A 19,618-nucleotide genomic window follows, 5' to 3' on the forward strand; every position below is an offset into this window, starting at 1 on the left:
CCTAATCCCACACTTTCCATGGTGCATCGGTTGCCCAGCGCGCTTCCAGCAGTTGCTTGTCGCGGAGTGAATCCATGCTCTGCCAGTAGCCGTCATGCTGGTAGCTGCCGAGCTTGCCGAGCTCGGTCAGACGCCGCATCGGCCCCTCCTCGAAGACGGTGCTGTCGCCCTCGATCAGATCGAGCATCTGCGGCTCGCAGACGAAGAAGCCGCCATTGATGAGGCCGCCGTCCCGTGCATCCTTCTCGCGGAAGCCGGTCACGTGCCCGTCTTCCGAGAGCCGCAACGCGCCGTAGCGGCCGGGCTGGGAGACGGCGGTGAGGGTGCACCAGGCCCCCGTCGCCTCATGGGCCGCGATGACGCGGCGGATGTTCACGTCGCTGACGCCGTCGCCATAGGTCAGGCAGAAGCGCTCGGCGCCGATATGCTGCCGCGCGCGCAGGATGCGGCCGCCGGTCATCGTCTCGGCGCCGGTATCGAGCACGGTGACGCGCCAGTTCTCGTTCACCGCCTCCAGCCATTGCACCTTGCCGCTGCCGAGCTCGATGGAGAAGTCGCAGTTCTCGTCGCGGTAGCGGAGGAAGTAGTCGCGGATGTAGCGCACCTTGTAGCCGCCGAGAACGACGAAGTCCCGGAAGCCGTAATGGGCGTAGATCTTCATGATGTGCCACATGATCGGCCGCCCGCCGATCTCGACCATGGGCTTCGGGCGGATGGAGGTTTCCTCGCCGAGGCGGGTACCCAACCCACCGGCCAGCAACACGACCTTCATGGCACGGTTTCCTCGGCGCCCTGGCGCCATACGAGATCATCGGTGAGGCGGCCCGCCTCGCGGTGCTGCTGCAGCACCTGCAGGCGGATGAAGGGGGAGTGGCGGAACTCCGCATCGGCGAAGCGCATCGCCCGCATGCCCTCCACCAGCCGGCGGATGGAGCCCTCCAGCGTCACCTGCGGCTGGTGCTCCGGCGCGAGCTCGGCGAAGCGGCTGAAATCGACGCGGTAGGACCGGCTGTCGACCGGCGCTGCGGTGTTGATCGAGACCTCCGTGCCCGGCAGCGCCGCAGCGACGGCCTGGGCGAGGTCACGGACCTGGTGGTTGCGCTCGTCCGAGCCGGCATTGACGGTGAGGAAGCGCCCGCCGCGCTCCGCCGGCCGCGTCGCCGCCCATTCGATGGCCCGCGCCATGTCGGCGACGTCGATCAGCGGCCGCCAGGGCGTGCCGTCGCTGAGCACCGTGATCTTGCCGCCGCTCAGCGCGCCGGCGACGAAGTCGTTCAGCACCAGGTCGAGCCGCAGCCGGTCCGACATGCCGCAGGCGGTGGCGAAGCGCAGGCAGGTGACGGTCATGTCGCCGTTGAGGCCGGCGAGGGCGCGTTCCGTGCCGATCTTCGAGGCGGCATAGGCGGTGACGGGATTGAGCTCATCCTCCTCGCGCCGCGGCGGGCCGGCGGCGACGCCATAGACGCTGCAGCTGGAGAGGAAGACGAAGTTGCGCACGCCCGCCGCCTGCGCCTGCTGCGCGATGCGGACCGAGGCCTCCTGGTTGATGTCGGCGGTGACGCGGGCGAAGCGGTCGCCCATCGGGTCGTTGGAGATCGCCGCCATATGCACCACGGCATCGACGCCACGCAGCAGGCTGGTGTCGATGTTGCGCACGTCGCCGAAGACCTGGCGATCGAGCAGCGCCTCCGGCAGCATCGCGGCGCCGGTGAGGCAGTGGGCGAAATAGGCGTTGTCGAAGCCGATCAGCTCCGCATCGGGGAAGCGCCGGCGCAGGTGGCGAACCACCACCGGGCCGACATAGCCCATGTTGCCGGTGATCAGGACCTTCATGCTCTCGCTCGCATCAGTGACGGGCGGCCAGTGGCCGGCGGCAGCAGATAATCAGAGAGTTACGCGCCACTCATGTAACAAAGACGCCAGACATGCACCGCACACTTCATAATGTTTTGCCTGCAAGCCCAGGCCAATGCCGCGCTTGTGCGCTTGCAAAAGCATCCAATGCAGGAGACGCCGCTTCCCGCCCCAGCCATCCCGAAACGAATGCGCACCGTTCGGCTGAAGTCGTGTCGCCTGGCGGCGCTGGAATGCGTCTCCCGGCGTGGAATCATGGCCTGGATGTCGTCCGTGCCCGTCGCAGCGCCATGCGTGTCACGCCGGCGTGGCGATGCCGAGCCGCGGATCGTCGTGGCGCAGCCCGCCTTCCGCCGAGGGCCTGAGGGCGCAGAGATGAGGTAGGTCATCTCCACATCGTCGGCCAGCGTCTGGAAGCCATGCACGAAGCCGGGCGGGACATAGAGCTGCTGCCCGTTCGCGGCGCTCAGCTCGAAGGCCTCGTGCCGCATGAAGCTCGGCGAGCCGGCACGGAGGTCGACAATCACGTCATGCACCGCGCCGCGGATGCAGCGGATCAGCTTCGCCTCCGCTGTCGGCTCGCGCTGGAAGTGCATCCCGCGCAAGGTGCCGGCCTGCACGGTGACGGAGAGGCTCTGCTGCGCGAAATCCGCGATCAGCCCATGCGCCGCGAATTCCTCGCGGCACATGGTGCGGGCGAAGGCGCCGGTGAGGGCGGTGGGGTGGAAGGTCATGCTGCCCGTCCCCTGCTGTCACGCGACGCGCGGTTCTGGAGGCGAAAGCGGGCGGGGGCCATTCACGCTCCGGGCAGGCGCTCTCGCCTGCCGCCCTGTACGGGTGGTAAGCCTTGCGCCACCATGACCGAGCCGCACCCATGACCGCACCCGGCGCCCCCGGCATCCGCCCGAGCTGGACCAGCAGCGCGAAGGACATCGTCGGCACCGCCATCGGTGCCTCGCGCCTCTGGTTCACTCTCGGCTACGGCATCGTGAATGAGGTCTACCACCCGCGCGTCGACCTGCCGCAGATCCGCGACCTCGGCTTCATCGTCGCCGACGACAAGGGCTTCTGGACCGAGGTGAAGCGGAATGCCGACTACAGCCTCGCCACCGCCGGTCCCGGCATCCCGGCGGTGCAGGTCGTCCACCGGCATCCCCGCTTCGAGCTGACGCTGCGCATCGCCCCGGAGAGCGACCGCGACGTGCTGCTGATCGAGGCGGTGCTGACCGGCGATGCCGATCTCCGCCTTTATGTCCTGCTCGCCCCGCATTGCGGTGGCACGGGGGAGGGGAACAGCGCCGCGCTCCACCGCGACCGCGAGCGTCTTCTGCTCTGCGCCGAGCAGGGCAGCCATGCCCTCGCCCTCGCCGCCGCGGAGCCGGCCACGCAGCGCGAAGGCTGGTCGCGCGCCAGCGCCGGCTTCGTCGGCACCAGCGACGGTTGGCAGGATTTCGCCACCAACGGCGCCATGCGCTGGGAGTACGAGGAGGCCGGCCCCGGCAACGTCGCCCTGCTCGGCGAACTCCGCGGCCCCTCGGCCGTGCTCGCCCTCGGCTTCGCCAGCGAGCGGGAATCGGCGGCGACCCTCGCCCTCTCCGCCCTGCTGCAACCCTTCGACGCCGTCTGGCGCCGCCATGTCGAGGCCTGGGAGGCCTGGCAGGCGGCGAATGTCAACCCCGGCGCCTGCGACGACGAGTTCCGCGAGGCCGCGCATGTCTCGGCGATGGTGCTGCGGGTGCACCAGGATAAAACCTTCCTCGGCGCCATGGTGGCGAGCCTCAGCATTCCCTGGGGCAGCAGCACCGACGATGCCGGCGGCTACCACCTGGTCTGGCCGCGCGACCTTGTGGAGAGCGCCGGCGCGCTGCTCGCCCTCGGCGGCTGGGAGGAGGCGCGGAACATCCTCCGTTACCTGATCGCCACCCAGCTTGGCGACGGACGCTGGGCGCAGAACCAGTGGCTGGGCGGCAAGGCGCACTGGACGGGCATCCAGCTCGACGAGGCGGCCTTCCCCGTCCTGCTTGCCTCGGCCCTCGCGGAGGCGGATGCGCTCGGCGGCATCCAGGCCGGCGACATGGTGGCGAAGGCGCTGCGCTTCATCCTCCTGCACGGCCCGGCGACCGACCAGGACCGCTGGGAGGAAACGCCCGGCATCAACACCTTCACCCTGGCCGCCGCTATCGCCGCCCTGGTCTGTGGCGCGGAACTGCTCGGTTCCGGCGAACGGCGCGACCTGCTGCTGCTCGCCGACGATTGGAACAGCCGCATCGAGGACTGGTGCCTCGGCGCCGACCCCGCGCTCGTCGCGGCGCACGGCATCCCCGCCTATTACGTCCGCGCCGCCTCGCCTGCCGTCTTCGCCGACCGCGAGGGCATCCGCGACCGCGTCCCCGTGCGCAACCATGACGGCGAGTGCCTGGTCCCGGCCGATACGCTCATCAGCACCGACCCGCTGCAGCTCGTCCGCTTCGGCCTCCGCCGCGCCGACGATCCGGCCATCCTCGGCACCATCCGCCTGATCGACGCGCTGCTCCGCGTCGAGACCCCCTCCGGCCCCAGTTGGTACCGCTACAACGGCGACGGCTACGGCGAGCATGAGGACGGCCGCCCCTTCAACGGCACCGGCCGCGGCCGCCCCTGGCCGCTGCTGACCGGCGAGCGCGGCCAGTACGAGCTGGCAGCGGGGCGAGAGGCGGAGGCGCGCGACCTGCTGCGGGCGATGACACGGATGGGCAGCCGCCTCGGCCTGTTGCCCGAGCAGGTCTGGGAAGCGGCGGCGATCCCGGAGCATTTCCTCTTCCCCGGCCGCCCCTCCGGCTCCGCCATGCCGCTGGTCTGGGCCCATGCCGAGTTCATGAAGCTGGTGGCCAGCCTCCGCCTCGGCCGCCCGATCGACCGGCCGGAGCCGGTCTGGCTTCGCTATGGCGGGGAACGGCCGCGGGCGAAGCGGGCGCATTGGACCCGGCGGATGCCGGTCGGCTGGATCCGTGCCGGCCAGGGCCTCCGCCTGCTTCTGGAAGAACCTGCCGTGATCCGCTGGCAGGGCGGCGAGGCGCGTACCACCCCGGGCGCGCTCGGCCTTCATCACGCCGACCTGCCGACCGAGACGCTGGCGCCGGGCGAGCGTTTCACCTTCGCCATCGGCGACGAAGCGGCCTGCGGCATCCGCATCGGCGAGGGCGAGGGCTGACCGTTACGCCCCTCGACGCATCCTTGCCGCGCCCCCCCGGCCGGTTCCCAATCCGCTGCCGCTTCCCCATCTGGCGGGCGTGACAAAGGGCTCTCGACGCATGGACATGGACCCCCGCCTCTGCCCCGACCCGGCCGTGCTCGCCCGCGCCGCGCCGGCCCCGGCCTCCACCCTGGTGATCTTCGGGGCGAATGGCGACCTCACCAAGCGGCTGCTGATGCCCTCGCTCTACAACCTCACCGGCGCCGGGCTGCTGGCGGATGGCTTCCACGTCATCGGCCTCGACCACAACGAGCGCAGCGACGAGGGCTATCGCGAGCAGCTGACCGAGGCGATGCAGTCCTTCGTTGCCGACAAGGGTGGCGAATTCTCCGCGAACGGCATCGACGGGCGCGTCTGGGGCTGGGTGCGCGAGCGTCTCTCCTACCTCACCGGCGAGTTCGAGGAGGCTGCGACCTACGAGCGCCTCGCCGCCCGGCTGGAGGAGATCCGCAAGCGCTCCGGGCATGGCAATTGCGTTTTCTACCTCGCCACCGCGCCGCGCTTCTTCGGCACCATCGTCGAGCGCCTGGCAGCCGCCGGGCTGATGCGGCAGGAGGGCTGCGACTTCCGCCGCGTCGTCGTCGAGAAGCCCTTCGGCACCGACCTCGCCTCCGCCCAGGCGCTGAACGCGAAGATCCTCGGCCTGGTGGAGGAGAGCCAGGTTTTCCGCATCGACCACTTCCTCGGCAAGGAGACGGTACAGAACATCCTGGCGCTGCGCTTCGCCAACGGCATCTTCGAGCCGCTCTGGCACCGCGACCACATCGACCACGTGCAGATCACCGCCGCCGAGACGGTCGGCGTCGAGGGGCGCGGCCGCTTCTACGAGGCGACCGGCGCGCTGCGCGACATGGTGCCGAACCACATGATGCAGCTGCTGGCGATGACGGCGATGGAGCCGCCCAACAGCTTCGACGCCGATGCGGTGCGCGCCGAGAAGGCCAAGGTGGTGCAGGCCATCCGCCCGCTCGGGCGCACGGAGCTCGCCCGCGACGTGGTGCGCGGCCAGTACACGGCCGGCACGCTGAAGGGCCGGCCGGTGGTCGGCTACCGCGACGAGCCGAATGTCGCGCCCAACAGCGCCACCGAGACCTACATCGCGATGAAGCTGGCGATCGACAATTGGCGCTGGGCCGGCGTGCCCTTCTACATCCGCACCGGCAAGCGGGTGACGCTGCGCCGCACCGAGATCGCCATCCAGTTCAAGCAGGCGCCCTTCGCCATGTTCCGCGACACGCCGGTGGAGCGGCTGACGCCCAATTTCATGGTGATCCACATCCAGCCGAGCGAGGGCATCTCGCTCCATCTCAGCGCCAAGGAGCCGGGGCCGACGCTCAAGCTCTCCGGCGTGCAGATGGATTTCCGCTATGCCGACTGGTTCAAGGCCGGGCCGAGCACCGGCTACGAGACGCTGCTCTATGACGTGCTGATCGGCGACGCGACGCTCTTCCAGCGCGCCGACAATGTCGAGGCCGGCTGGTCCGCCGTGCAGCCCATCCTCGACGCCTCGCTTAAGGTCGAGCCCTATGCCGCCGGCAGCGAGGGGCCGGACGCCGCCGATGCGCTGCTCGCCCGCGACGGCCGGCACTGGCTGAAGCTCGCATGACGGCACCCATCCGCCTGCTCGTCTCCGACGTGGATGGCACGCTGGTGACGACCGACAAGCGCCTCACCCCGGCGGCCATCGAGGCCGCGGCGCTGCTGCGCGAGGCGGGCGTGATGCTGGCGCTCGTCAGCAGCCGCCCGCCGCGCGGCATCGCCCCGCTCGCCGCCCGGCTCGGCCTGGAGACGCCCGTCGCCGGCTTCAACGGCGGCGTCATCCTTGACCGCGAGGGCCGCAGCCTCGCCGAGCGCCCGGTGCCGGAGGCCGCGGCCCGCGCCGCGCTCGCAGCCTTCGCCGCCCGCGGCATCGACGCCTGGATCTTCGCCGATGGCGAATGGCTGCTGCAGAACCCGGATGGCCACTACGTCCCCCTCGAGCACCGCACCATCGGCTTCGCCCCACGCCAGGTGGACAGCTTCGAGCCCTGGATCGCCCGCGCCGGCAAGCTGGTCGGCGCCTCGGCCGATGCGCCGCAGCTCGCCGAATGCGAGGCGAGCCTCCAGGCCCAGCTCGGGTCGCAGGCCAGCATCCACCGCTCCCAGGTTTACTACCTCGACGTGACCCACCCGGAGGCCGACAAAGGCCACGCGCTGCTCGCGCTGGCCCAGCTCTGCGGCGTCACCCCGGCGGAGACCGCCTGTATCGGCGACATGGCAAACGACCTGCCCATGTTCGGCGTTGCGGGCCTGGCCATCGCCATGGGCAATGCCCCGCCCGCGGTGCAGGCCCGTGCCGCGGCGGTCACGCTCTCCAACGAGGCCGACGGCTTCGCCGCCGCGGTGCGCGACATCATCCTCCCCCGGATTCGTCCCCGGACGGGAGGCGAGAGGAGTCCGGCATGATGCATCGCATGGAGGTGGCGGCGGATGCCGAGGCGCTGGCCGAGCAGGCCGCCGCCTGGGTGGCCGAGCATGTGATGGCGCGGGAGAGCCCCGTCTCCATCGGCCTCTCCGGCGGCTCCACCCCGAAGCGGCTCTACGAGCGGCTGGCCGCGCCGGAATGGCGCGACCGGGTGCCCTGGGCTCGCATCCACCTCTTCTGGGGCGACGAGCGCTTCGTCCCGCCCGACCATCCGGACAGCAACCAGGGCATGGTGCGCAAGGCGATGCTCGGCCAGGTGCCGATCCCGCCTGGCAACATCCACCCCATCCCCACCGACGGCACCCCCGAATCCGCCGCCGCACGCTACGAGGCGGAGCTGCGCCGCTTCGCCGAGACGCGGCCGGGTCAGCCGCTCTTCGACATCCAGCTCCTCGGCCTCGGGCCGGATGGGCATACCGCCTCGCTCTTCCCCGGCAACCCGGCCCTGTTGGAGCGCGGGGCCTGGGTGCTCGCCGTGATCGGCGCCAAGCCGGAGCCGCGGATCACCCTGACCTACCCGGCGCTGAACAGCAGCCGCGCCTCCGTCTTCCTCGTCGCCGGCGCGGAGAAGCGCGAGATCCTCTCCCGCCTTCGCGCCGGCGACAAGGCACTCCCCGCGGCCGGACTCGGCCCTGCCGGCCCCGTCACCATCTTCGCCGACCAGGACGCGGCCGGCGCGTGAGCGACCAGGACCGGCAGAAGCGCCAGGCCGCCGAGGCCGCCGCGGCGCTGGTCGAGCCCGGCATGCTGATCGGCCTCGGCTCCGGCTCCACCGCCGCGCTGGTGGTCGAGGCCCTGGCCGCGCGCCTGGGGCAGGGGCTCCGCATCAAGGGCGGCGTCCCGACCTCGGAGGGCACCGCCGCGCTTGCCCGCCGCCTCGGCCTGCCGCTGGCGGAGCTGGACGAGCATCCGCTCGACCTCGCCATCGACGGGGCGGATGAGGTGGAGCAGGGCAGCTTCGCCCTGCTGAAGGGCCGCGGCGGCGCCCTGCTGCGCGAGAAGATGGTGGCGACGGCCAGCCGCCGCCTGGTGATCGTCGTGGACGAGGGGAAGCTGGTGCCGCGCCTCGGCCGCGGCGTCCTGCCGGTGGAGCTGGTCGATTTCGGCCGGCGCGCGACCCTCGCCCGGCTCGCGGCGCTCGGCCTGAACCCGGCGCTGCGCCAGGAGAAGGACGGCAGGCCCTTCCGCAGCGATGGCGGCCACCTGATCGCCGATTGCGCGACCGGCCCCATCGCCGACGCCGCCGCCCTCGACCGCGCGCTGCACGCCATCCCCGGCGTGGTGGAGACCGGCCTCTTCCTCGGACTCGCGCCAAAGGTCCTGGTCGGCACCGCGGAGGGCCGGGTACTGACCCTCGACAGCTGAAGGCTGGCGGCCGGCGCCGCGCTGCCCCTACACTCCCTGCAACGAAAAGGCAGGGAGGACCAGGTATGGCGCGGATCACGCGGCGTGCGGGACTGGGGCTGGCGGCGGCGGCGCTCGCCGCGCCCGCCCTCGGGCAACAGCAATGGCCGCCGGGGCCGATCCGCTTCATCGGCATCTTCCCGCCGGGGGGAGGGACAGACATCCTCTCTCGCCTCTGGTGCCAGAAGATGTCGGAGATCACCGGCGAGCAGTTCATCGTCGAGAACCGCAGCGGCTCAGCCGGCAATATCGGCACCGAGGCCATCGCCCGCAGCACGCCGGATGGCCGCACCATCGGCCTCGGCAGCGTCGCGCCGCTGGCGATCGGCCCGACCCTCTACCGGAAGCTGCCCTTCGATCCGACGAAGGACTTCACCTATATCGGCGGCCTCTGGCAGTTGCCGAACCTGCTCGTCGTCAATCCGGAGGTGCCGGCGCGCACGGTGCCGGAGCTGATCGCCCTGGTGAAGGCCAGCCCGGGTAAATACAGCTACGCCTCCTCCGGCTCCGGCACGACGGTCCATCTCTCGGGCGCGATGTTCGCCGCCCAGGCCGGGCTCGAGATGATCCACGTCCCCTATCGCGGCGGCGCGCCGGCGCATATCGACCTGATCGCCGGGCGCGTCCACATGATCTTCGACAACATCCCCCAGGCCTTGCAGGAGGCGAAGGAGGGGAAGGTGAGGGCGCTCGCCGTCACTGGCGCCAAGCGCAGCCCGCAGGCGCCCGACATCCCCGCCATGGCGGAATTCCTCCCCGGCTTCGAGATCACCTCCTGGGGCTCCGCCATCGCCCCCGCCGGGCTGCCGGCGCCGATGGTGCTGCGCATGGCCGCGCTGACCCGCCAGGCGCTGGAGAGCCGCGACCTCGCCGCCCGCTTCGAGGAGAACGGCGCGACGCCCTGGATCGCCGGGCCCGAGGAGCTGGCCGCCTTCCGCGCCGCCAACGAGGCCGCCTTCGCCCCCGTCATCCGCGCCGCCGGCGCCCAGGTGGATTGAACGCCATGACCCTGTCCCGCCGCGCCGCCCTCGGCCTGCTCCCCGCCCTCGCCATGCCCGCCCTGGCCCAGTCCGGCGACTGGCCGAACCGCCCCGTGCGCTACATCAACCCCTACCCACCGGGCGGGCCGACCGACACCCTCTCCCGCCTCTACTGCGCGCGGATGACGGAGCTGACCGGCCAGCAATTCGTCGTCGAGAACCGCAGCGGCTCCGGCGGCAATGTCGGCGCCGACGCGATCGCCAAGTCGGCGCCCGATGGCTACACGATCGGCCTCGGTGGCGTCGCCTCCCATGCCATTGCGCCGACCCTCTACCGCAGCCTGCCCTTCGACCCGGAGCGGGACTTCACCCTCGTCGCCGGCCTTTGGCAGCTGCCGAACCTGCTCGCCGTGCATCTCGGCGTCGCCGCGCGCAGCGTGCCGGAGCTGATCGCCCTGCTGAAGTCGGCGCCGGGCGAATACAGCTTCGGCTCGGCCGGCTCCGGCACGACGCTCCATCTGGCCGGGGAGATGTTCAAGCAGCTTGCCGGCGTCGAGATGGTCCATGTTCCTTATCGTGGCAGCGCACCGGCGCAGCTCGACCTCGTCGCCGGGCGCATCTCGATGATGTTCGACAACATCCCCGGCACGCTCTCCCTTTCGCGCCAGGGCCAGGTGCGGCCGCTCGCCGTCACCTCTGCGAGCCGCAGCGCGGTCGCGCCGGAGATCCCGGCGATCAGTGAGTACCTTCCGGGCTTCGACGTCGTCTCCTGGACCTGCGTCTGCGGCCCGGCCGGGCTGCCGCCCGCCGTGGTGCAGCGGATGTCCGCGCTGACGAAGCAGGCGCTGGAAACCCCCGGCCTGATCCGCGCCTACCAGGAACTCGGCGCCAGCCCCTGGTGGACCGGCATCGAGGAGATCGCCACCTACCGCACCGCCCAGAAGGAGCGCCTGGCTCCCCTCATCCGCGCCTCGGGGGCCAGGGTGGATTAGCCGGGGCGAGCGGTGCATGATCCGCCCCCGACAAGCAAGGACCATTGCATGACCGACCAGAAGCTCGGCACCGGCGCCACCGCCACGGCCGGCCACACCGTCGAGGTGCACTACACCGGCTGGCTCTTCGACCCCTCCGCGCCCGACAACAAGGGCCGCAAATTCGACAGCTCCCGCGACCGGGGCGAGCCCTTCAGCTTCGAGCTCGGCGCCGGCCACGTCATCGCCGGCTGGGACCAGGGCGTCGAAGGCATGAAGGTCGGCGGCCAGCGCACGCTGACCATCCCGCCCGAGCTCGGCTACGGCGCCCGCGGCGCCGGTGGCGTCATCCCGCCGAACGCGACGCTCGTCTTCGACGTCGAACTGCTCGGGGTGGGCTGACCATCGCGGCGGCGTCTGGTATGCAACGGCGATCGCCGGGTTAGCACAGGGGTAGTGCAGCTGATTTGTAATCAGAAGGTCGGGGGTTCAAATCCCTCACCCGGCACCAGCCGCCGCCGGCCATGACCGATACCGTGATGCTGACCGGGGCGACGGGCTTCCTCGGCTCGGCCATCGCCCTCGCCCTGCACGGCGCCGGCCACCGCGTCCGCGCCCTGGTCCGCCCGGAGACGCCGCGCGCAGTGCTCGACGGCCTGCCGGTGGAGTTCGTCCCCGGCGACCTGACCGACGCGGCCTCCATCACCGAGGCCATGCGCGGCTGCGATGCCGCCATCCATTGCGCCGCCGACTACCGCATCTTCGTCCCAGACCCGGCGCGGATGTGGGCGGTCAACGTCGCCGGCACCGAGGCGGTGATGCGTGCCGCCCTGGCCGAGGGCTGCCGCCGCGTCGTCCACGTCTCCTCCGTCGCCACGCTGAAGCCCCGCCGCGACGGCCAGCCTGCCACCGAGGCCGATGCCGCGACGCCGGCCCAGGCCATCGGCCCCTACAAGCGCAGCAAGACCGAGGCCGAGCGCCTGGTCGAACGCTTGGTCGCCGAGGCCGGCCTCCCCGCCGTCATCGTCAACCCCTCGACCCCCATCGGCCCCCGCGACCGCCGCCCGACGCCGACCGGCCGCGTCATCCTCGAGGCCGCACGCGGCAAGATGCCGGCCTATGTCGCCACCGGCCTCAACCTCGTCCATGTCGACGACGTGGCCGCCGGCTGCGTCGCCGCGCTCACCCGGGGCGCGGTCGGCGAGCGCCACATCCTCGGCGGCCAGGATGTCTCGCTTGGCGAATTGCTGACCCGCATCTCGGCGATCTTCGGCCGCCGCCGCCCGGTGCGCCTGCCGCGTGCGCCGCTCTGGCCGGCGGCCGTCGCCTCCGAGGGCCTTGCCCGGCTGACGGGGCGCGAGCCGATGCTGACCCTCGACGGCCTCCGCATGGCCGCTCGGCCGATGTATTTCAGCAGCGCCAAGGCCGAGCAGGTGCTCGGCCACCATGCCCGGCCCTGGCAGGAGGCGGTGGCCGAGGCCATCGCCTGGTTCCGCGAGCAGGGGATGCTCAACCGTTGACTTGGCTGGCGCTGGCCTCCTGCCTCGCCTGGGCCGTGCTGCTGCTCGGCCGCGGCTTCTTCTGGCTGGCTCGCGACGACGACCGCGACGCCGCCACCCTGCCGGCGCCGCCCCGCTGGCCCTCCGTCACCGCCGTCATCCCCGCGCGGGACGAGGCGGAGACGATCGGCGAGACGGTGCGCGGCCTCCTGGCCCAGGATTATCCCGGCCCCTTCCGCCTGGTGGTGGTCGACGACCGCAGCACCGACGGCACCGGCGAGGCAGCTCGCGCCGCCGCCGCCGGCGACCGGCGCCTCACGGTGATCCTGGGCCGCGCCCGCCCCATCGGTTGGACCGGCAAGCTCTGGGCGCTGGAGCAGGGCCTCGCCGAGGCGCTGCGCGAGCCGCCCGACCGGCTGCTCTTCACCGATGCCGATATCCGCCACGCGCCGGACAGCCTCCGCCGCCTGGTGCAGCGGGCGGAGGCCGGGGGCCTCGTCCTGGTCTCGCTGATGGCCCGGCTGCGCTGCGCCAGCGCCGCCGAGCGCTGGTTGATCCCAGCCTTCATCTTCCTCTTCCAGATGCTCTACCCCTTCCGCTGGTCGAACGACCCGCGTGCCCGGACGGCGGCGGCAGCCGGCGGCTGCGTCCTGCTCGATCGCGCGGCCTTCCAGCGCGCCGGCGGCCTCGCCCCGATTCGCGGCGCCATCATCGACGACTGCGCCCTGGCGCGGCGGATGAAATCCGTCGGCCCGATCTGGACCGGCCTTACCGAGAGGGTCGAAAGCCTCCGCCCTTATGAGGGGGCCGGGGCCATCCGCCGCATGGTGGCCCGCACCGCCTATGCCCAACTCGGCTACAACCTCCTGGCACTGGTCGGGATGATCGCGGCGCTCGCCCTCGTTTTCCTCGCCCCGCCGCTGCTGGCGCTCCTCGCCACGGGCGCCGCGCGCTGGCTCGGCCTCGCCGCCTGGGCGGCGATGGCGCTCGCCTTCGCCCCCACTCTGCGCCGATTCGGCATGTCTCCTCTGCGCGGTTTCGCGCTGCCCGGGATCGCCGGCGCCTATATGCTGTTCACCTTGGACTCGGCGCTCGCCGAGTGGCGCGGATGCGGAGGCATGTGGAAAGGGGAGGCCGGTCCGCGAGCGGATCGTACCACAGCATCCGATTAATCCGTTTCCACCTTGCCAACTACCTCTTCGCAAGCGCGGAAAGACGCCGTATTCGCAGTGGTTGATCGGCTGGCGTCACGTCCGGCCCCGAGAGGATTGTTCGCCTTGTCCACGATTCAGGATCTCGCCGCGGCGGCGCTGCGGTCGGACCTGGCGCTGGCCGGACCGAGTGGCCCGCTGGTGCCGGGGCCCCTCGACGCCGCAATCGACAGCGCCGCGGCGCATCTCCTCGGCCGCCAGCAGGCCGACGGCCACTGGGTCTTCGAGCTGGAGGCCGACGCCACCATCCCCGCCGAATACCTCATGCTTTGCCGCTTCTTCGGCCGGCGCGACCCGGCGCGCGAGGCGCGGATCGGCCGCTACCTCCGCCGCCTGCAGGCGCAGCAGGATGCCAATTGCGATGGCGGCTGGCCGCTCTTCCATGGCGGGCCGATCGACATCTCCTGCTCGGTGAAGGCCTATTTCGCCCTTCGCCTGATCGGCGACCCGGCCGATGCCCCGCATATGAAGCGGGCGCGGGCCGCCATCCTCGCCGCCGGCGGGGCGGAGCAGAGCAACGTCTTCACCCGCGCGACGCTGGCGCTGTTCGGCCAGGTGCCATGGACGGCGGTGCCGGTGATGCCGCCCGAGATCGTGCTGCTGCCCCGCTGGTTCCCCTTCCATCTGTCGAAGATCAGCTACTGGGCCCGCACCGTGCTGGTGCCGCTGACCGTGGTGATGGCCCATCGCCCGCAGCCGCTGGAGCCGCTCGGCGTCTCGGTGACGGAGCTGTTCCGCACCCCGCCCTCCCTGGTGAAGCATTGGCCCGGCGGCGCCCATGCGGCCGAGCCCTGGCGCACCCTGTTCCGCCAGATGGACGCCGTCCTGCAGCGCGCCCATGGCCTGATCCCGGAGACGCTCCGCGCCCGCGCCGAGGCCCGGGCGGAGGCCTTCGTCACCGAGCGGCTGAACGGCGAGGACGGGCTCGGCGCCATCTACCCTGCCATGGCGAACGCCATCTGGATGTACCACTGCCTCGGCGTGGCGGAGGATGACCCGCGCATGGTCACCGCCTGGGCCGCGGTCGAGAAGCTGGTGATGGACCGGCCGGAGCGGGACGAGACCTATGTCCAGCCCTGCCTTTCCCCCATCTGGGACACCGCCCTCGTCTCCCACGCCCTGCTGGAAGCCGGCGGCGAGGAGGCTGAGGCGGCCGCCGGGCGTGGCCTCGAATGGCTGCTCGACCGGCAGGTGACGGATCTGGAAGGCGACTGGGCCGAGGCCCGCCCTGGCGTCCCGCCCGGCGGCTGGGCCTTCCAGTATGCCAACCCGCACTACCCGGACGTGGACGACACCGCCGTCGTCGTCCTCGCCCTCGACCGCGCCCGCAAGCAGGCCAGTGCTCTGCCGGAAGATCGCACCGACGCCGCCATCGCCCGCGCCACGGAATGGGTGGTGGGCATGCAGTCGAAGGGCGGCGGCTGGGGCGCTTTCGATGCCGACAACACCCATCAGTACCTGAACAGCATCCCCTTCGCCGACCACGGCGCGCTGCTCGACCCGCCGACCGCCGATGTCTCCGGCCGCTGCCTCGCCATGCTGGCCCAACTCGGCCATGCGCCGGACAGCCCGGTGATGCGCCGCTCCATCGACTACCTGCTGGGCGAGCAGGAGCCGGATGGCGCCTGGTACGGCCGCTGGGGCGTCAATTACGTCTACGGCACCTGGTCGGCGGTGACAGCGCTGAACGCCGCCGGCCTGCCGCCCGAGCACCGGGCGATGCGCAAGGCCGTCGCCTGGCTCAAATCGGTGCAGAACCCGGATGGCGGCTGGGGCGAGGACGGGCTGACCTATCCCCGCCGCGGCGGCACCCGCGCCGACCCGGACCGCCGCATGGGCCCGAGCAGCGCGAGCCAGACAGCCTGGGCCGTGCTGGCGCTAATGGCCGCCGGCGCGGTGGATGACCTGGCGGTCGAGCGCGGCGCGCTCTGGCTGCTCCGCAACCAGGGCCCGGACGGCGCCTGGCCGGAGGAGGACTATACCGGCACCGGCTTCCCGCGGGTCTTCTACCTGCGGTACCACGGCTATGCGCGCCTCTTCCCGCTCTGGGCCCTGGCGCGGCTGCGCAACCTGCGCCGCGGCAATTCCCGCCGGGTGATGCACGGGTTGTAGGGCTCTGGAGCAAACTCTGATCAGGTGGAATCACCTGATCGGAGTAACTTGCTCGATAAAAACAACACGCTAAAGCGGGATCCGTAGCCAGTGCGAACGGAAACCGCTCTAGGCCAGGAGCGCCTCCGCCACCGCCCGCCGCCGCTCCAGCGTCGCCATGGCCATCGCGGCGAGGTCCCGCAGCACGGCCTGTTGGGCCGGAGTCAGGGGCGGGCGCGGCACTTGGTCGATCGAGCAGAGCGCGCCCAGCCGGTGTCCCGTCCGCGGGCAGATCAGCGGCGCGCCGGCATAGAAGCGGATGCCCGGCGCACCGGTCACCAGCGGGTTCCCGGCGAAGCGCGCATCCAGCGCCGCGTCCGGCACGACCAGCGCCTCCTCCGTGCTGGCGAGCAGGTGCGCGCAGAAGGAGGCATCCCGCGACGTGCCCGCGCTGTCCAGCCCATGGGCGGCGACGAAGCGCTGCCGGTCGCGGCCGACCAGCGAGACCAGCGCGATGGGCGTGCCGAGCAGGGCGGCGGCGAGACGGGCAATCCGCTCCAGTTCCTCGTCCCCCATCTGCATCGCTCCGGCTCGATCGAACTCGACCAGGGCGCGCAACCGCGCCTCTTCCTCCACTGGGACGGGCGGCGGCATTGGCGGCGGCGGGATGGAGGTGGCGAGGCGGAGCCGGTTCCGGCCCATGCGCTTCGCTTCGTAGAGCGCCCCGTCGGCCGCGGCGACAAGCGCTTCCGCCATGCTTCCCGCCGCGGCGGGCTTGGCGCAGGCGATGCCCAGGCTGACGGTGACGACCCCCGTCGGTGGATTTGCGTCATGCGGCAGGCCCAGAGCCTCGATCGCGCCGCGGATTCGCTCCGCGATACCGGCAGCGCCCTCGGCCGGCGTATTCGGCAGCAGCACTGCAAACTCCTCGCCGCCATGCCGCGCGGCGAGATCGGCCGGGCGACGGGCATGGAGGGCGATGGCGGCGGCGATGCGACGCAGGCAGTCATCCCCTGTCGGATGGCCGTAGCGGTCGTTGAACAGCTTGAAGCGGTCCACGTCGAGCAGGATGAGGGAGAGCGGTGCACCCTCCCGCTGCATCCGGCGCCACTCACCCGCCAAGGTTTCGTCGAAGTGGCGGCGGTTGGCGAGCGCGGTGAGTGCATCGGTTCGGGCCAGCCGGGTGAGCTGTTCTTCCGCCAACTTGCGTTCGGTCACATCGCGGGCGATGACGACGGCGCCTTCATACTGCCCGTCCGCCTCGTCGATGACCGGGAAGCCGGAGGCCTCGATCCAGACCGGGCGGCCGTCCGGGTGGTGGATGCGGTAGGTGACGCGGACCTGCCGCTCGCCCGCGCGGAGCCGCATCAGGGCCGCCTCGACCTGCGGCCGGTCTTCCGGCACTGCCTGCTCCAGCATGGGTTCGGCGAGCACCTCCTCCACCGCCCGGCCGAAGAGTCTTTCCGCCGAGGGCGCCAGGTAGACCCGCCGCCCCTGCGCATCGATGCGGCTGACGACATCGGCGGAATGCCGCGTCAGCAGGTCGAAGGTCGCCTCCCGCTCGCGCGCCGCCGCCCGGAAGGCGCGGCCGCGCAGAACCTCCCGCAACAGCAGCAGGGCCATCGCCGCGCAGGCGATGGCGAGCAGCACCGCAGCGGTCGTCACGGCTGCCCCGGCCCCGCCCGCTGCGCATCACGACGAAACATCGCCCCGCCTCCCTGGCACCGAAGGGAGGTCAATACGGGCGAAAAGGTTAAATCATGACTGACGCCGCCCCGGGCCGACCGGAAGCGGCATCGTGCGGAAGCCTCAGGCCGCCTGCTCCAGCGTCGGCGCCACATCCGCGACGGTCGTGCGGTGCAGGTCCCGCACCTTCGTCGAATCATACCGCCGCGCCCGGTGCATCGTCGCCCGGTTGTCCCACATCACCAGGTCATGCGGCCGCCAGACATGGGCGTGAACGAACTCGCGTTGCGTCGCATGCTCGTTGAGGTCGCGCAGCAAGGCCCGCGCCTCCGGCACCGGCCAGCCCTGGATCGCCCCCGCATGGGCCGAGAGGAAGAGCGAAAGCCGCCCCGTCTTCGGGTGCCGACGCACCAGCCGCTGCGGCACCGGCCGCCACTTCTCCAGCTCCTCCGGCGTGAAGTCGGTGAAGCCGAGTACGCCGCGCGAATAGATCTGGCTGTGCTCGCAGACGAGGTCCCGCACCATGACCTTCATCTCACCGTCGAGCGCATCCCAGGCCGCGCGCATATCGGCGAATTCCGTGTTGCCCCCGCCGCCCGGGATCACCCGCGCCGAGAGCAGCGAATACTTCGCCGGCGTCGGCTTGAAGCTGCTGTCGCTGTGCCAGAGCATGTTGCCGAGGCTGAACAGCCGCTTGCGGTCGTCCCGCGCCATCACCTTGCCATCCTGCTCCAGGTTGGAGATGTCGTTGATCTCCATCGAGAGCCGCCGCGCCGCGCCCTGGACGATGTCGCCCGTCGCCAGCTCCAGCTCGCCGAAATGCCGGCTGAAGGCGATCTGCTGCTGGTCGTCGATGTCCTGGTCGCGGAAGACGAGCACCGCGTAGCGGTCCATGCCCGCGTCGATCGCGGCGGCTTCGGCGGCGCCGATCGGCTGGCGCAGGTCGACGCCCGAGACCTCGCCGACGAAATCGGGACGGGCCGGGTTGGCGGGACGGATGGTGAGGCTCATGGCAAGGTTCCCTCGATCCGGGGGCTTCGGCCCCGTTCCGGCCGAGGTTAGGGCAAACTGCGGCGCCAGGGAAATGCTTGCGCCCGCCCGCCGGCCCCGGCGAAGCTTCCTCAGACGCAACGGAGGATGGGCATGATGCGCACGCTGCTTCTCGGTCTCTGCCTCGGACTCGCCGCCCTGGCCCGGGCGGAGGCCCAGCCCGCCGCCGATACCCTGGCGGCCATCAAGGCCCGCGGTCAGCTCGTCTGCGGCGTCTCGGTCAACGCCATCGGCTTCGCGGTGCCGGATGCCCGCGGCACCTTCCGCGGCCTCGACGTCGATGCCTGCCGCGCCGTCGCCGCCGCCATCCTGGGCGACGCCAACAAGGTCCGCTTCGTCCCGACCACCACGCAGGTCCGCTTCACCGCCCTGCAATCGGGCGAGGTCGACCTCCTCGTCCGCAACACCACCTGGAGCCTGGGGCGCGAGGCGCAGCTCGGCCTCGCCTTCGCCAGCATCAATTTCTACGACGGCCAGGGCTTCATGGTGCGGAAGTCCTCCGGCGTCACCTCCGCCCGCCAGCTCGATGGCGCCACCATCTGCGTCCAGCCCGGCACGACGACGGAGCTCAACCTCGCCGACTGGTTCCGCAGCCACAGGCTGCGCTTCACCCCGGTGATCATCGAGCAGGTGGAGGAAATCCGCGCCGCCTTCGTCAGCGGCCGCTGCGACGCCTACACCAACGACGCCTCGTCGCTGGCCTCCTTCCGCGCCGGCCAGGGCAACAGCGCCGACTTCGTGCTGCTGCCCGAGATCATCTCGAAGGAGCCGCTCGGCGCCGTGGTGCGCAAGGGCGACTGGCGCTTCTTCGACATCGTCCGCTGGTCCCACTTCGCCATGGTGACGGCGGAGGAGCACGGCATCACTGGCGAGAACATCGACAGCTTCCTGGGGAGCCCGAACCCCGACATCCAGCGCCTGCTCGGCCGCACCGGCGATTTCGGCCGGGCGATGGGCATCGACAACGACTGGGCAGTGAAGATCATCCGCCAGGTCGGCAATCTCGGCGAGACCTGGGAGCGCAACATCACCCCGCTCGGCATCCCGCGCGGCATCAACGGGCTCTGGACCCAGGGCGGGCTGCAATACGCGCCGCCCATTCGTTGAGGTCCCGCGAGGCTGCTTGACGCGGGCCCGGCCCGCGTCGGACGCTTCCCTGATGCCGGCGACAGACCG

Annotated in this window: 17 protein-coding genes and 1 tRNA gene; 13 read left to right on the plus strand and 5 right to left on the minus strand. The window is 71.4% G+C overall.

Annotation, left to right across the window (positions count from 1 at the left end; translation table 11 throughout):
• Position 1 precedes the first annotated feature (1 nt).
• The 3 genes from rfbF to EP26_RS37665 are packed head-to-tail and all read right to left on the minus strand — an operon-like array spanning position 2 to position 2,588.
• Positions 2-772: a glucose-1-phosphate cytidylyltransferase gene (gene rfbF, locus EP26_RS23395; RefSeq protein ID WP_043342255.1), complete on the minus strand. Its 771-nt coding sequence runs from the start codon at positions 770-772 to the stop codon at positions 2-4.
• Positions 769-1,833 (minus strand): NAD-dependent epimerase/dehydratase family protein, encoded by a 1,065-nt coding sequence (locus tag EP26_RS23400; RefSeq protein ID WP_043342256.1) that lies wholly within the window; start codon positions 1,831-1,833, stop codon positions 769-771. The genes rfbF and EP26_RS23400 overlap by 4 nt, the downstream gene beginning before the upstream one ends.
• 59 nt (positions 1,834-1,892) lie before the next feature.
• Complete coding sequence (locus tag EP26_RS37665; RefSeq protein ID WP_052389571.1) at positions 1,893-2,588, minus strand: dTDP-4-dehydrorhamnose 3,5-epimerase family protein; 696 nt, start codon at positions 2,586-2,588, stop codon at positions 1,893-1,895.
• Positions 2,589-2,728: 140 nt separating this feature from the next.
• Between EP26_RS37665 and EP26_RS23410 the strand changes: the two genes are divergently transcribed.
• The 12 genes from EP26_RS23410 to shc all read left to right on the plus strand — a co-directional run bounded on the left by EP26_RS23410 (position 2,729) and on the right by shc (position 15,727).
• Positions 2,729-5,044: a glycoside hydrolase family 15 protein gene (locus EP26_RS23410; protein WP_043342257.1), complete on the plus strand. Its 2,316-nt coding sequence runs from the start codon at positions 2,729-2,731 to the stop codon at positions 5,042-5,044.
• Positions 5,045-5,144: 100 nt separating this feature from the next.
• Entirely contained in the window at positions 5,145-6,692 is a 1,548-nt protein-coding gene (zwf, locus tag EP26_RS23415) for a glucose-6-phosphate dehydrogenase (RefSeq protein WP_245624489.1), read from the plus strand.
• Positions 6,689-7,531 (plus strand): HAD family hydrolase, encoded by an 843-nt coding sequence (locus EP26_RS23420; protein WP_052389572.1) that lies wholly within the window; start codon positions 6,689-6,691, stop codon positions 7,529-7,531. Before zwf ends, EP26_RS23420 begins: the two co-directional genes overlap by 4 nt.
• Entirely contained in the window at positions 7,528-8,232 is a 705-nt protein-coding gene (pgl, locus tag EP26_RS36895; RefSeq protein WP_043342259.1) for a 6-phosphogluconolactonase, read from the plus strand. The genes EP26_RS23420 and pgl overlap by 4 nt, the downstream gene beginning before the upstream one ends.
• Positions 8,229-8,915 carry a ribose-5-phosphate isomerase RpiA gene (rpiA, locus tag EP26_RS36900; protein WP_043342260.1) on the plus strand — a complete coding sequence of 229 codons (687 nt, stop codon included), beginning with the start codon at positions 8,229-8,231 and terminating at the stop codon, positions 8,913-8,915. The genes pgl and rpiA overlap by 4 nt, the downstream gene beginning before the upstream one ends.
• 65 nt (positions 8,916-8,980) lie before the next feature.
• The gene (locus EP26_RS23435; protein WP_043342261.1) at positions 8,981-9,952 is read left to right on the plus strand and encodes a Bug family tripartite tricarboxylate transporter substrate binding protein; all 972 of its coding nucleotides are present in this window, start codon (positions 8,981-8,983) and stop codon (positions 9,950-9,952) included.
• A gap of 5 nt (positions 9,953-9,957) precedes the next feature.
• Entirely contained in the window at positions 9,958-10,926 is a 969-nt protein-coding gene (locus EP26_RS23440) for a Bug family tripartite tricarboxylate transporter substrate binding protein (protein ID WP_043342262.1), read from the plus strand.
• A 48-nt stretch (positions 10,927-10,974) separates the two neighbouring features.
• On the plus strand, positions 10,975-11,307 hold the full coding sequence (locus EP26_RS23445; protein ID WP_043342263.1) for an FKBP-type peptidyl-prolyl cis-trans isomerase: 333 nt from the start codon (positions 10,975-10,977) through the stop codon (positions 11,305-11,307).
• 34 nt (positions 11,308-11,341) lie between these two features.
• Positions 11,342-11,416: transfer RNA gene (locus EP26_RS23450), tRNA-Thr, on the plus strand.
• Between the two features lie 13 nt (positions 11,417-11,429).
• Entirely contained in the window at positions 11,430-12,425 is a 996-nt protein-coding gene (hpnA, locus tag EP26_RS23455) for a hopanoid-associated sugar epimerase (RefSeq protein ID WP_043342273.1), read from the plus strand.
• Positions 12,422-13,576 (plus strand): glycosyltransferase, encoded by a 1,155-nt coding sequence (locus EP26_RS23460; protein ID WP_043342264.1) that lies wholly within the window; start codon positions 12,422-12,424, stop codon positions 13,574-13,576. Before hpnA ends, EP26_RS23460 begins: the two co-directional genes overlap by 4 nt.
• A 105-nt stretch (positions 13,577-13,681) precedes the next feature.
• Positions 13,682-15,727 (plus strand): squalene--hopene cyclase, encoded by a 2,046-nt coding sequence (shc, locus tag EP26_RS23465; protein ID WP_245624490.1) that lies wholly within the window; start codon positions 13,682-13,684, stop codon positions 15,725-15,727.
• Positions 15,728-15,835: 108 nt separating this feature from the next.
• Here the strand turns inward: shc and EP26_RS23470 are convergent, their stop codons facing one another.
• Both EP26_RS23470 and EP26_RS23475 read right to left on the minus strand, forming a co-directional pair.
• Positions 15,836-17,371 (minus strand): diguanylate cyclase, encoded by a 1,536-nt coding sequence (locus EP26_RS23470; protein WP_052389573.1) that lies wholly within the window; start codon positions 17,369-17,371, stop codon positions 15,836-15,838.
• 144 nt (positions 17,372-17,515) lie between these two features.
• Positions 17,516-18,403: a TauD/TfdA dioxygenase family protein gene (locus tag EP26_RS23475; RefSeq protein WP_043342265.1), complete on the minus strand. Its 888-nt coding sequence runs from the start codon at positions 18,401-18,403 to the stop codon at positions 17,516-17,518.
• A gap of 132 nt (positions 18,404-18,535) precedes the next feature.
• On the opposite strand from EP26_RS23475, the gene EP26_RS23480 reads away from it, so the two are divergent.
• Positions 18,536-19,549: an amino acid ABC transporter substrate-binding protein gene (locus tag EP26_RS23480; protein ID WP_084112856.1), complete on the plus strand. Its 1,014-nt coding sequence runs from the start codon at positions 18,536-18,538 to the stop codon at positions 19,547-19,549.
• Positions 19,550-19,618 lie beyond the last annotated feature (69 nt).

The organism is Belnapia moabensis DSM 16746 (assembly GCF_000745835.1).
GTDB lineage: Bacteria > Pseudomonadota > Alphaproteobacteria > Acetobacterales > Acetobacteraceae > Belnapia > Belnapia moabensis.